This window comes from Pseudoneobacillus rhizosphaerae, from assembly GCF_917563885.1.
GTDB classification, from domain to species: domain Bacteria; phylum Bacillota; class Bacilli; order Bacillales; family Cytobacillaceae; genus Pseudoneobacillus; species Pseudoneobacillus rhizosphaerae.
Map to the genome: position 1 here is coordinate 1 of NZ_CAKJTG010000051.1, position 12,923 is coordinate 12,923.

General features: G+C 41.8%; 10 protein-coding genes. All 10 read left to right on the forward strand.

Annotated elements, in window-relative coordinates; genetic code table 11:
* Nucleotides 1-658 precede the first annotated feature (658 nt).
* The 10 genes from ilvE to ilvA all read left to right on the forward strand — a co-directional run bounded on the left by ilvE (nt 659) and on the right by ilvA (nt 12,693).
* Nucleotides 659-1,567: a branched-chain-amino-acid transaminase gene (gene ilvE / locus LRP83_RS22705; RefSeq protein ID WP_230499119.1), complete on the forward strand. Its 909-nt coding sequence runs from the start codon at nt 659-661 to the stop codon at nt 1,565-1,567.
* A gap of 10 nt (nt 1,568-1,577) precedes the next feature.
* Nucleotides 1,578-3,245, forward strand: coding sequence for a dihydroxy-acid dehydratase (gene ilvD / locus LRP83_RS22710; protein WP_230499110.1), 1,668 nt, complete (start codon nt 1,578-1,580; stop codon nt 3,243-3,245).
* A 347-nt stretch (nt 3,246-3,592) separates the two neighbouring features.
* Nucleotides 3,593-5,317 carry an acetolactate synthase large subunit gene (gene ilvB, locus LRP83_RS22715; protein WP_230499111.1) on the forward strand — a complete coding sequence of 575 codons (1,725 nt, stop codon included), beginning with the start codon at nt 3,593-3,595 and terminating at the stop codon, nt 5,315-5,317.
* Complete coding sequence (gene ilvN / locus LRP83_RS22720; RefSeq protein WP_230499112.1) at nt 5,314-5,832, forward strand: acetolactate synthase small subunit; 519 nt, start codon at nt 5,314-5,316, stop codon at nt 5,830-5,832. Before ilvB ends, ilvN begins: the two co-directional genes overlap by 4 nt.
* Before the next feature lie 135 nt (nt 5,833-5,967).
* The gene (ilvC, locus tag LRP83_RS22725; protein ID WP_230499113.1) at nt 5,968-6,996 is read left to right on the forward strand and encodes a ketol-acid reductoisomerase; all 1,029 of its coding nucleotides are present in this window, start codon (nt 5,968-5,970) and stop codon (nt 6,994-6,996) included.
* Complete coding sequence (locus LRP83_RS22730) at nt 6,983-8,527, forward strand: 2-isopropylmalate synthase (RefSeq protein ID WP_230499114.1); 1,545 nt, start codon at nt 6,983-6,985, stop codon at nt 8,525-8,527. Before ilvC ends, LRP83_RS22730 begins: the two co-directional genes overlap by 14 nt.
* A 23-nt stretch (nt 8,528-8,550) precedes the next feature.
* Entirely contained in the window at nt 8,551-9,657 is a 1,107-nt protein-coding gene (leuB, locus tag LRP83_RS22735; RefSeq protein WP_230499115.1) for a 3-isopropylmalate dehydrogenase, read from the forward strand.
* A 14-nt stretch (nt 9,658-9,671) separates the two neighbouring features.
* Nucleotides 9,672-11,093: a 3-isopropylmalate dehydratase large subunit gene (leuC, locus tag LRP83_RS22740; protein ID WP_230499116.1), complete on the forward strand. Its 1,422-nt coding sequence runs from the start codon at nt 9,672-9,674 to the stop codon at nt 11,091-11,093.
* Between the two features lie 11 nt (nt 11,094-11,104).
* Nucleotides 11,105-11,689 (forward strand): 3-isopropylmalate dehydratase small subunit, encoded by a 585-nt coding sequence (gene leuD / locus LRP83_RS22745; RefSeq protein ID WP_230499117.1) that lies wholly within the window; start codon nt 11,105-11,107, stop codon nt 11,687-11,689.
* Entirely contained in the window at nt 11,686-12,693 is a 1,008-nt protein-coding gene (gene ilvA / locus LRP83_RS22750) for a threonine ammonia-lyase (RefSeq protein ID WP_230499118.1), read from the forward strand. The genes leuD and ilvA overlap by 4 nt, the downstream gene beginning before the upstream one ends.
* Nucleotides 12,694-12,923: the final 230 nt, after the last annotated feature.

Genomic DNA, 12,923 nt, shown 5'->3' on the forward strand with positions numbered 1-12,923 from the left:
TTATAGTAATATTTATTTGGGTCATCATCATGTCCTCCGTAAAATGGTTTCTTGGTCGAAAACATTGTAACACGGTCATGATGGTGACCTATTCTTTTTACACAATTATATGGGCATAATCCTCCTCCACTTCGTTTTGTCCAATATAGCCCTTCTATCGGACACTTTCACCTCTCCTCCAATTCGTTTTGTTCAATACAGCCCTTCTATCGGACAATTTCACCCCTCCTTCACTTTGTTTTGTCCATTAGAACCTCTCTATCGGACAAAATAAGCATTCTTTTGACAAACTTTGTTCAATAGGTGCCACCTATGCAGAAAATGAACAATGAATTTCATTGAAAGCGCTTCATAAAAATTTACAATTCAAATTTATATTTTGCTTTGTCCCCATTCCATCAACATTGGAAACGTTATCATTTTATCCAATTGTTCTGAATTATCAGTTTTTTATCTTTTTTAGTATTGACCCTTTCTGTCTACGGTTGTATCATTACTCTCAATATCAGAAAAATTGAAAAATTAACCAAGCTTTTATTTTCTACAAGGTCTTTGACCATCCCTTTTTTTAAAAAAGGTCACATGGTATAAGGCTGTTTCTTTACAATTTCATTTTAGTAGTTTAAAGCGTCTAATGGCTAAAGAGGAGTGGAGAATGTTGGACAGTCAGATGATATTTCTTAGCGGGAAATTTGTGAAAAAGGAAGAAGCCGTTGTCTCGGTTTACGATCATGGTTTTCTTTACGGGGACGGAGTATTTGAAGGAATTCGAGTGTACAGTGGAAATGTTTTTAGGTTAGAGAATCACCTGAAAAGACTCTATGAATCTGCACATTCCATTATGTTAACCATTCCTTATACGTTAGAGGAAATGACACAAATTATTGTCGAGACAGTTCGAATAAACGAGTTACAAAGCGCCTATATCCGTGTTGTCGTTTCTAGAGGACAAGGAAATCTAGGACTTGATCCTTCTTCTTGCTCGATGCCTCGTGTCATTGTGATTGCAGAAGAATTAACCCTTTATCCAAAAGAACTATATGAACGAGGCTTAAAAGTTGGATCAGTTGCCACTAGAAGAAATCGTCCAGATGTACTAAGCCCGCAAATTAAATCACTAAACTATTTAAATAATATTCTTGTAAAACTGGAAGCCAATCAAGCAGGTGTGGATGAGGCGTTGATGCTGAACGACCAAGGTTATGTAACGGAAGGTTCAGCTGACAACATTTTTATAATCAAAAACGGAATTATCTATACTCCACCTGTTTATCTAGGTGCCTTAGAGGGAATAACCCGAAATGCCATTATAGAGCTTGCCAGAACAAATGGTTATGAACTAAAGGAACAGCCATTCACAAGACATGACGTTTATATTGCTGATGAAGTATTTCTAACTGGAACCGCCGTAGAGGTCATAGCCGTAAATGAAGTGGATACTAGACAAATCAAAGATGGTAAACCAGGTCCAATTACAACTCATCTCCTAAACGAGTTTAGAAAATTAGTAACCACAGATGGTGTTCAATGTTACCCCGTCTCAGAAAGTAAAGCAGTAGTAAGTTAAGGAGGTTCTTATGCGAAGCGACATGATAAAAAAAGGGCTCGATCGTGCCCCACATCGTAGTTTACTCTACGCAACAGGTGTGAAAACCAGTGATTTAGAGAAGCCATTTATTGGTGTTTGTAACTCCTATATCGACATCATTCCAGGACATAAGCACCTTAATCATTTCGGTGAGGTTGTAAAACAAGCGATACGAGAAGCTGGTGGCATTCCTTTTGAATTTAACACAATCGGAGTAGATGACGGGATAGCAATGGGACATATCGGAATGAGGTATTCCCTTCCTAGCCGAGAGATTATTGCCGATAGTGCCGAAACAGTCATTAACGCTCATTGGTTCGACGGAGTATTTTACATCCCTAACTGTGATAAAATCACGCCTGGCATGCTAATGGCTGCTGCGAGAACCAATGTTCCTTCCGTTTTTGTGTCTGGTGGTCCTATGGAAGCTGGTGTTTCCTCAAGCGGTAAACCCCTCTCCCTCGTCTCAGTTTTTGAAGGAGTTGGGGCTTACCATAAGGGCACGATTAATCAGCAGGAACTATTAGACCTTGAAACAAATGCCTGTCCTACCTGTGGCTCTTGTTCAGGAATGTTTACAGCCAACTCGATGAACTGTTTGATGGAAATGCTCGGGCTTACCGTACCTGGAAATGGTACAATAGTCGCCACTTCTGACCAACGTCACGAATTGATTCGTCAAGCAGCAAATCACTTAATGGACTTAATAAAAAACGATATTAAACCAAGAGATATTTTAACAAAAGAAGCCTTTGATAATGCATTTGCTCTTGATATGGCAATGGGTGGCTCTACTAACACCGTTTTACATACATTAGCCATCGCCCATGAAGCAGGCATTGACTACGATATAAGAGATATTAATCGCATTGCGGAAAAGGTTCCGTATTTATCAAAAATTAGCCCAGCCTCAGACTACTCCATGCAGGATGTCCATTATGCTGGCGGAGTAAGTGCAATCATTCACGAACTTTGTCGAATTGACGGACTCATACACCAAGATCAACTCACAATCACCGGAAAAACTCTTTACGAAAATGTAAAAAATGCTGAAATCACAAACGATAACGTTATTCGAAGGAAAGATAATCCCTATAGTCCTGTTGGAGGTCTCTCGATTCTTTTTGGAAATCTAGCCCCAGATGGCGGTGTCATAAAGGTTGGTGCAGTAGATCCTTCCATTAAAACATTTGTCGGGAAAGCTATTGTATTTGAGTCACAAGAAGAAGCTCAAGCAGGCATTGATAATGGATCTGTTCAATCCGGTCATGTCGTTGTGATTCGCTATGAAGGACCAAAAGGCGGGCCAGGAATGCCAGAAATGTTAGCCCCAACATCTGCTATTGCAGGTCGTGGCTTAGAAAAAGAGGTCGCACTCATAACTGATGGACGTTTTTCAGGTGCTAGCCGAGGGATTTCAGTAGGGCATATTTCACCCGAAGCAGCCGAAGGTGGACCCATCGCCTTTGTTGAGGATGGCGATCTAATTTTAATAGATTTAGAATCTCGAACTATTGAGCACCTTGTAGATGAGGATATTTTAGAAAAAAGGCGGTCCGAATGGAAGAAACCAGAGCCAAAAATCAAAACTGGCTATTTAGCAAAGTACGCAAAGCTTGTTACCTCGGCTAATACAGGTGGAATCATGAAATTTTAATATATGCTAAAAACTATGACGGGAATAAAGGAGTAAGAATCTAGTATTTTCAGAGAGCCGGGGTTGCTGGAAGCCCGGTAATACTACTTACTCTGACATCGTCCCTGAGTATTAAGCTGAACGGTCTTTCTTATTAGGCTTAATCGGGTGTTTCAACACTCGTTATTAAAAAGAAGCGGTGAGTTTTTTCATTAAGCTTCATGAGGCAGTATTCGTAAGAGTGCTGTAAAACCGGGTGGTACCGAGAAGACGCAAATTGCCTTTTCTCCCCGATTATTCTGTATCTGTGCAGTTTATTCGGAGGGAAAAGGTTTTTTTTATTTTTTAAAAATTGGAGGGATTAAAAAGTGAAAGTTGAAGCTAAGCCGGCATTTACAAGTATTGAGGAGTCGAAAACAGGTGCAGACCTTCTAATCGAAGCCTTGCTTCAAGAGGGGGTTGAAACCATATTTGGTTATCCAGGTGGTGCTGTTTTGCCAATCTATGATGCCATTTATCGGGCAAAGGATCGAATCAAACACGTCCTTTTCAGACATGAGCAAGGCTCGATCCATGCAGCTGAGGGATATGCCAGAATAACTGGAAAGCCTGGTGTCGTTCTTGCCACCTCTGGACCTGGTGCAACAAACCTCATTACCGGAATTGCCGATGCAATGATCGACTCTTTGCCACTTGTTGTTTTTACTGGCCAAGTTGCCCGGAGCGTAATAGGGACGGATGCTTTTCAGGAGGCAGATGTAATCGGAATCACCACTCCAATCACAAAGCACAACTACCAGGTTCAACATGTACAAGATTTGCCGAGAATCATCAAAGAAGCCTTTCATATCGCTTCAACTGGAAGACCTGGCCCTGTCGTCATCGATATTCCAAAGGATATATCAGCTGAAAATGTATACGAAGAGGCTTTCGAAACAGACTTTGACTTACCAGGCTATCACCCTAATACGAAACCGAATCCCCTTCAAATTAATAAGCTTGTTGATAGTTTAACTAAAGCAAAAAAGCCTGTGATTCTTGCAGGTGCAGGAGTCCTCCACGGAAAGGCATCCGAGGAATTAATCCAATTTGTTGAGCGATATCAAATTCCAGTTACAACCACTTTATTAGGACTTGGAAGTTTTCCAGGTGATCACAAACTCTCTCTTGGAATGGCGGGGATGCATGGTACCTATACAGCCAATATGGCCCTATATGAGTGTGATTTATTAGTTAATTTTGGTGCTCGCTTCGATGACCGACTTACCGGAAATTTAAAGCATTTCGCACCGAATGCTAAGGTGGCACACGTCGATATCGATCCAGCTGAGATTGGCAAAAATGTGACCACTCATATTCCAATCGTAGCAGATGTAAAAGAAGCTATACGAGAGCTACTCCATCACGAATTTGATATGAATCTTCATTATCAGTGGTCCAATCAACTCGAAGAAAACAAAAAACATTTTCCGCTTTGGTACAACGATTCTAACGAGGAGATAAGTCCACAATGGCTTATTAGCCAGATTCATCGAGCTTCAAATGGTGAAGCCATCGTGACAACTGATGTCGGCCAACACCAAATGTGGGCTGCCCAATACTACTCTTTTTCAAAGCCAAATCATTGGGTGACTTCAGGAGGACTAGGCACAATGGGATTCGGGTTTCCAGCTGCAATCGGTGCACAATTGGCAGCACCAGAAAGTCAGGTTATAGCTATCGTGGGTGATGGTGGGTTTCAGATGACTCTTCAAGAGCTTTCTATCCTTCAAGAAAGAAATCTGCCTGTAAAAATCATCATTGTAAATAATGGAGCTCTTGGGATGGTTCGACAATGGCAGGAAAAATTCTACGAACACCGCTATTCTGAATCGCTATTTCCAATCCAACCAGATTTTGTGAAATTAGCTGATAGTTATGACATTAAAGGGATGAAAATAAGTACTCAAGAAGAACTTCAACAAGTCCTTCCTAAAGTATTAGCCTTTCCAGGGCCAGTCGTGATGGATTGTCGAGTAGTTCAAACCGAGAATGTATATCCAATGATAGCCCCTGGCAAAGGATTACACGAAATGATTGGGGTGAAACCATGAGGCGTATAATAACAGCCACCGTGCAAAACAAAAGTGGCGTTTTAAATCGAGTAACTGGATTACTTCAGCGGCGACAATTTAATATCGAGAGTATTTCTGTTGGTCCAACTGAGGTGGAAGGAATCTCAAAGATGACATTAGTCGTTGAGGTGGAGGATAAACAAAAGCTTGAACAGTTAACGAAACAATTAAATAAGCAGATTGATATTTTAAAGGTTTCAGATATTACCGATAAAGCCATCGTCTCAAGAGAGCTAGCCTTAATAAAAGTCGTTAGCAGTGGGCAGCTCCGGAGCGAGATAAAGGATATTATTGAGCCATTTCGTGCCTCTGTTATAGATGTTAGTAAGGATAGTCTCGCCGTACAGGTTACTGGTAAACCAGAAAAAGTTGAGGCACTTATCGAGCTGCTTCGTCCCTATGGAATTAAGGAATTGGCCCGTACAGGAGTGACTGCGTTTTTACGAGGAAACAAACCTCAGGTTGCCGAGTTACCATCGTATTCTCTCTTATAAAGTATTTTTCTAGAACTATATTAACCTTGTAAGATTTCTTCACTCTAACTTATTGCGTTTTGCATTACGGACATACCCATAAATAGATGCTTATATTTCTAATAAACTACAACCATATTCGAAAGGATGATTAAAATGGCAAAGGTACTTTATGATCAAACTATTTCTGAAGAGGGATTAAAGTCTAAAAAAATCGCTGTAATTGGTTATGGATCTCAAGGTCATGCACATGCCTTAAATTTAAGTGAAAGTGGATACGATGTTGTTGTTGGATTACGTAAAGGGAAGTCATGGGATAAGGCTGTCGAAGATGGTGTCGAGGTCCGTTCCGTAGCAGAAGCAACGGCTGTGGCAGATGTGGTCATGGTCCTTCTCCCAGATGAAAAACAACCTAAGGTTTATGAGGAGAGTATTAAAGCTAATCTTAAGACAGGAGCTGCGCTTGTTTTCGCTCATGGATTTAATGTTCATTTTAGTCAAATCGTTCCCCCTGTAGATGTTGATGTCTTTTTAGTAGCACCAAAAGGACCAGGACATCTTGTACGTCGCACATATTCAGAAGGGGCTGGGGTCCCTGCCCTCATAGCTGTCCATCAAGATTACTCTGGTCAAGCAAAAGCAACAGCGCTTGCCTATGCAAAAGCAATTGGTGCAGGGAGAGCCGGTGTATTAGAAACGACCTTCCAGGAAGAAACAGAAACAGACCTTTTCGGTGAACAAGCGGTATTATGCGGTGGACTTACTAGTCTAGTAAAAGCCGGCTTTGAAACGTTGACCGAAGCTGGTTATCAACCAGAGGTAGCCTACTTTGAGTGTTTACACGAGCTGAAGTTGATTGTAGACCTTATGTACGAAGGTGGCCTTGAAAACATGCGTTATTCTATTTCGGATACAGCCCAATGGGGTGACTTCGTTTCTGGACCTCGAGTGGTCAACGAAGAAACAAAAGCCCGCATGAAGGAAGTGTTACACGATATCCAAACAGGCGTGTTCGCAAAGGGCTGGATACTTGAAAACCAAGTAAACCGTCCACAATTTAATGCCATCAATCAAAAAGAAAACAATCACCCTATTGAGAAAGTAGGAAGGGAGCTCCGAGAGTTAATGCCGTTTGTTAAACCGCAAAACTCGAAGAAGGTAGTGGTCTCTCATGGTTCACATTAATATTTTTGATACCACGCTTCGTGATGGTGAACAATCACCAGGTGTCAATTTAAATCAGTTAGAAAAATTGGAAATTGCCCGTCAGCTTGAACGATTTGGAGTAAATGTAATGGAGGCTGGATTTCCGGCTTCCTCACACGGAGATTTTGAAGCAGTTAGAAGTATAGCACGCACAATTAAAAACGCATCCGTTGCTGGCCTTGCTCGAGCAACAAAATCCGATATTGATATTACTTGGGAAGCATTAAAGGATGCAGCCGACCCACGACTGCATGTTTTTATTGCTACATCCCCTATCCATATGACTTATAAGCTAAAGAAAACACCTGATGAAGTAATGAGGCAAGCAGTCGAAATGGTTTCGTACGGGAAATCTAAATTCTCAAACGTCGAATGGTCAGCTGAGGACGCTTCTCGTTCTGACCTTGACTTTCTTGTTCGAATGATTGAAAAAGTAATTGAAGCTGGGGCGACTGTTATTAACTTGCCAGATACTGTGGGCTATACAACACCTGAAGAGTATGGCCGGATGTTCAGGTATGTCAGAGAAAATGTCCCAAACATCGATAAGGTTGCCTTATCCGCCCATTGTCATGATGATTTAGGAATGGCTATTGCTAATTCACTTGCAGCTATAGAAAATGGTGCCACTCAAGTAGAAGGCACGATTAACGGCATTGGTGAACGTGCAGGCAATGCTGCATTAGAAGAATTAGCCGTAGCTTTAACCATTCGAAACGATAAATACCCTTATTCTACTAATCTTCATTTAAAAGAAATCAAGCGAACTAGTGACCTAGTCCGGAAATTGACTGGTATGACAATTGCACCTAACAAAGCAGTGGTGGGACAAAATGCATTCTCCCATGAATCAGGCATCCATCAGGACGGTGTTTTAAAACACGCTTCCACCTACGAAATTATTACTCCTGAACTAGTAGGAATCCAAGCTAATCAACTAGTTCTTGGCAAGCATTCAGGTCGCCATGCCTTTAAAGATAAAATAATGCAATTAGGATTTTCCCTAACCGATGAGAAGCTATTAGATGCGTTTAAAGATTTTAAAGCTCTTACAGATCGTAAAAAGGAAGTCACTGATGAGGACCTCTTCACGATTCTCACCGATATCCAGACGGATATTACTGACGTTAAAAAATATGAGCTACTTGCTTTCCAAGTACAATCTGGTTCTTCCAACTTGCCAACTGCTACCGTTGCTCTGATGACACCTGAAGGTATTCGAGTGGAGACAGCCCGTACAGGTAAAGGAAGTGTGGAGTCTTTATACAACACTTTAGAAGCTTTAATAAAAGAAGAAATCCATCTTACGAAATTCCACCTGAACTCAGTCGGGCAAGGCCGAGATGCATTAGCAGAGGTTCACGTTAAAATGACCGTCAATAGTATTACTGTAAGTGGCCGCGGTTCTGCACAGGATGTATTAGAAGCTGCTGCAAAAGCCTTTTTGAACGCAGTAAATCGTGTTTTTTACAACCAAACCTTGGTTAGAAAAGAGCCAGCCCAAATTTAACGAAATAAAAGGAGGCCACAACCATGAAAAAACATATCGTCTTACTTCCAGGTGATGGGATTGGAACAGAAGTAATGGAAGCTGCTAAAGAGGTTTTAACTACCATTGCCGACGAATTCAATCATTCGTTTAGCTACGAAGTCCATGATATTGGCGGTGTTGCCATCGACTTTCACGGAACTCCGTTGCCTAAACAAACTGTAGAGGCTTGCAATAATGCGGATGCTGTACTACTAGGTGCAGTTGGTGGCCCTAAATGGGACCAACTTCCCTCTCACCTTCGTCCAGAAAAGGGACTTCTTGGCATTCGTAAAGCGCTAGACCTATTTGCTAATCTAAGACCTGTTAAAAGCTTCGACCATTTACTACATGCATCCCCTCTAAAAGAGGAGCTTGTAAAAGGTAGCGATCTCCTTATTGTTCGCGAGCTTACGGGTGGACTTTACTTTGGAACCCCTAGTGAACGCCAACAAAACGGGCAATCAGTAGTAGACACCCTATTCTATACTCGTCAAGAAATTGAAAGAATAGTAGATAAAGCCTTTCAATGTGCCCAAACTCGCAGAAAGCATCTCACCTCTGTCGATAAGGCAAACGTACTCGAATCTAGCAAGCTATGGCGCGAAATCGTTGAAGAGAAAAAGCAGCAATATCCTGAAGTCACCGTCGAACACCTCCTTGTCGATGCAGCAGCAATGAAGCTGATTACTAACCCAACTCAATTTGATGTCATCGTGACGGAAAATATGTTCGGCGACATTTTGAGCGATGAAGCTTCTGTATTAACAGGCTCCCTAGGTATGCTCCCTTCTGCCAGTCTAAGAGAAGATGGTGTAGGACTTTACGAACCTGTTCACGGCTCAGCTCCAGATATTGCTGGTCAAGGAAAAGCCAATCCAATCGCCATGATTTTATCCTCAGCCATGATGCTCCGGCATTCCTTTGGTTTAGATGAGGAAGCTAGATTAATAGAAGAAACCGTTGAGTCCATCCTTAACGCAGGCTTCCATACGGCCGATCTAAACATGAAATCTGGACAACAAATTGGAACAGTCGAAATGACCCAATTAATCGTCGAATCAATTAAAACGCGAAGCGCAGCCAACTGCATTATGAGCTGCTATGCATAGATAGGAGGACCTCCATGCAAACCCAAAAAACCATCATCGAAAAAATTTGGGATCAACATGTTGTTTACCGCGAAGATGGGAAGCCCGATTTACTATATATAGATTTGCACCTTGTTCACGAAGTCACCTCCCCTCAAGCTTTCGAGGGGTTAAAGCAAAATGGTCGGAAGGTACGTCGCCCTGATCGAACCTTTGCAACAATGGACCATAATATCCCGACCAAAAATCAACACATCATTAAAGACTTAATCTCTAAAAAACAAATCGAAACATTGGAGCAAAATTGCCAAGAGTTCAACATTCCACTCGCAGATATTAACCACCCTGACAATGGCATCGTCCATGTGATTGGACCCGAGCTTGGTCTTACCCATCCTGGAAAAACCATTGTTTGTGGAGATAGCCACACCTCCACCCACGGAGCATTTGGGGCATTAGCTTTTGGTATTGGCACTAGTGAAGTTGAGCACGTTCTGGCAACACAAACCCTTTGGCAAGCCCCACCTAAAACAATGAATGTGAAGGTAATAGGAAAGCTCGGGACTGGAGTATCAGCCAAAGACTTAATTTTAGCTATTATTGCAAAATACGGTGTCCGTTTTGGCACTGGATATGTCATCGAATATACAGGCGAAGCCATTCTCTCCCTCTCAATGGAAGAGCGAATGACCATTTGCAATATGTCTATTGAGGCAGGGGCACGCGCAGGTTTAATCGCCCCAGATGACACGACGTTCGAATACCTTCGTGGAAGAAAGTACTCTCCAGTAGGGGCAGCTTTTGATGAAAACGTAAGTAAATGGCGCTCCCTAACTACCGACCAAGGTGCTTCTTACGACTCAACAGTTGAAATCGATGCAGCTGAGGTTGCTCCACAAGTCACTTGGGGCACAAATCCAGGAATGTGTATTCCAGTTGATGGGCAGATACCAGAACCAGAAGCAGCCGCTACAACAAATGAAAAAACAGAAATCCAACGTGCCCTCGATTACATGGGGCTTGAAGCAGGTCAACCGATTACTTCTGTAAAAATTGACCATGTATTTATTGGCTCCTGTACGAACTCAAGATTAAGCGATTTACGTAAAGCTGCCTCTATCATACAAGGAAGAAAGGTAAGCCCTTCCGTACAGGCCATTGTCGTTCCAGGATCCAAAACGGTGAAATTAGCAGCTGAACAAGAAGGAATCGATAAAATCTTTATAGACGCAGGTTTTGAATGGCGGGATGCTGGCTGTAGTATGTGCCTAGCAATGAATGATGACGTGGTTCCAGCTGGAGAACGATGTGCTTCTACCTCTAATCGTAATTTTGAAGGTCGACAAGGAACAGGGTCACGTACCCATCTAGTTAGTCCCGAGATGGCAGCAGCTGCAGCGATTGAAGGCCATTTTGTCGACATACGCCACTACTCTGCTGTCACAATGAAAGCATAGGAGGGAACCAAATGGAACCAATAAGGATTCATAAAGGACTTGTCTATCCTTTAAATCGAAGTAATGTGGACACAGACCAAATTATTCCAAAGCAATTTTTAAAAAGAATTGAACGACAAGGGTTTGGACAATTTCTGTTTTATGATTGGCGGTTTGATCAGGAAGGGAACCTACACGATGATTTTTCTTTAAACGCCTCAAAATACGAAGGAACTTCTATACTTGTAGCTGGTGAAAATTTCGGCTGTGGCTCTTCTCGAGAGCATGCCCCATGGGCCCTACAGGATTTTGGTTTTAAAATTGTCATTGCTCCTAGTTTTGCTGATATTTTTAAAAACAACTGTGTTAAAAATGGCATCCTTGCTATCGAGCTATCTGAGGAACAAACGCAATCACTAATGAAGCGTGGGGAAAAAGAGCTTTTTCATTTAACGATCAATCTTGAATCTAAAACCATCGAAGATTCCGATGGCTGGCAAATACCCTTCCATATCCTTGATTACACACGAGAGATGCTACTTAATGGACTCGACGAAATCGGCATTACGTTGTTACATGAGGAAAAAATTTCACAATTTGAATTGTCATATTCATGAAGGAGAGTGACTCCCTTGGGGATTCCTTAACGGCTGATAAAATTTCGGATGCGATGGAACAGCTGGCAAATATCGTTTATCGTACCCCGTTAACTACATCTAATTTTTTGAATAAAATGATTGGCACAAATATCTACTTTAAGATGGAAAATCAACAAAAGACTGGCGCTTTTAAGGTTCGTGGTGCTAGTTATAAAGTATCGCGCTTAACGGATCAAGAAGCAAAAAGAGGAATTATCGCCGCTTCAGCTGGAAATCACGCACAGGGTGTTGCATTAGCTGCAGCAAAGCAAGGTATTATCGCGAAGATTTTCATGCCCCTCAACACACCAGTAGCTAAAATACAAGCAACCGAATATTACGGTGCAGAGGCTGTGATTACAGGTGATTCCTTTCAAGAAGCATATGAGGCCGCTTGTGTAGAACAACTGAAAACAAATAGCTTTTTTTTACACCCTTTTGATGATTACGATGTAATGGCAGGTCAAGCAACGATAGCGATAGAGATGCTAAACCAACAACCCTTCCTTGATACAATCATTGTTCCAGTTGGGGGTGGAGGATTAATTAGCGGGGTCGCTGTTGCAGCAAAACAGATTAATCCGAAAATCAAGATTATCGGCGTGCAGGCTGAAGGGGCAAAGGTGATGTTCAATCACTTTCATGGCTACGCTTCATCTCCACAGGAAATCGCCACTATCGCAGAAGGAATTGCGGTGAAAGAACCGGGAAAATTAACGATGCCGATTATTCAAGAATATGTGGATGATATGATTACCGTAAGCGATAACGACATTGCAACGGCAATGATCTACATGCTCGAAAGAAAGAAAACCTTAATAGAAGGAGCTGGGGCAGCCGCCTTTGCTGCTCTCCTCGTCCACCGAAATACAATCCGTTCGAAAAACTGTGGAATTATTGTCAGTGGCGGAAATATGGACTTAGCCAAACTTGAACATATTCAGCTGCTAACAAATAAGGATGCCTTATCTTGTTTGGCTTAGGAGGAAATTAAATAATCCTTGTTTCCAAAAACCGCACTCCATTATTAATTTAAACCGTTCCGTTTTGAGGTGCATAATGGTAAATTATCCTTAATTTAGTAACCAGTGATTAAAAATAAGCGGAGATTTTTCCGTTAAACTTCGGAATAGGGTTTGTTCGGGGTAAATAAGCGGAGGTTTTCCGGTTAAGCAAAGGAAAATGACCTATTTTGACGTTTTTTGAGTAAATA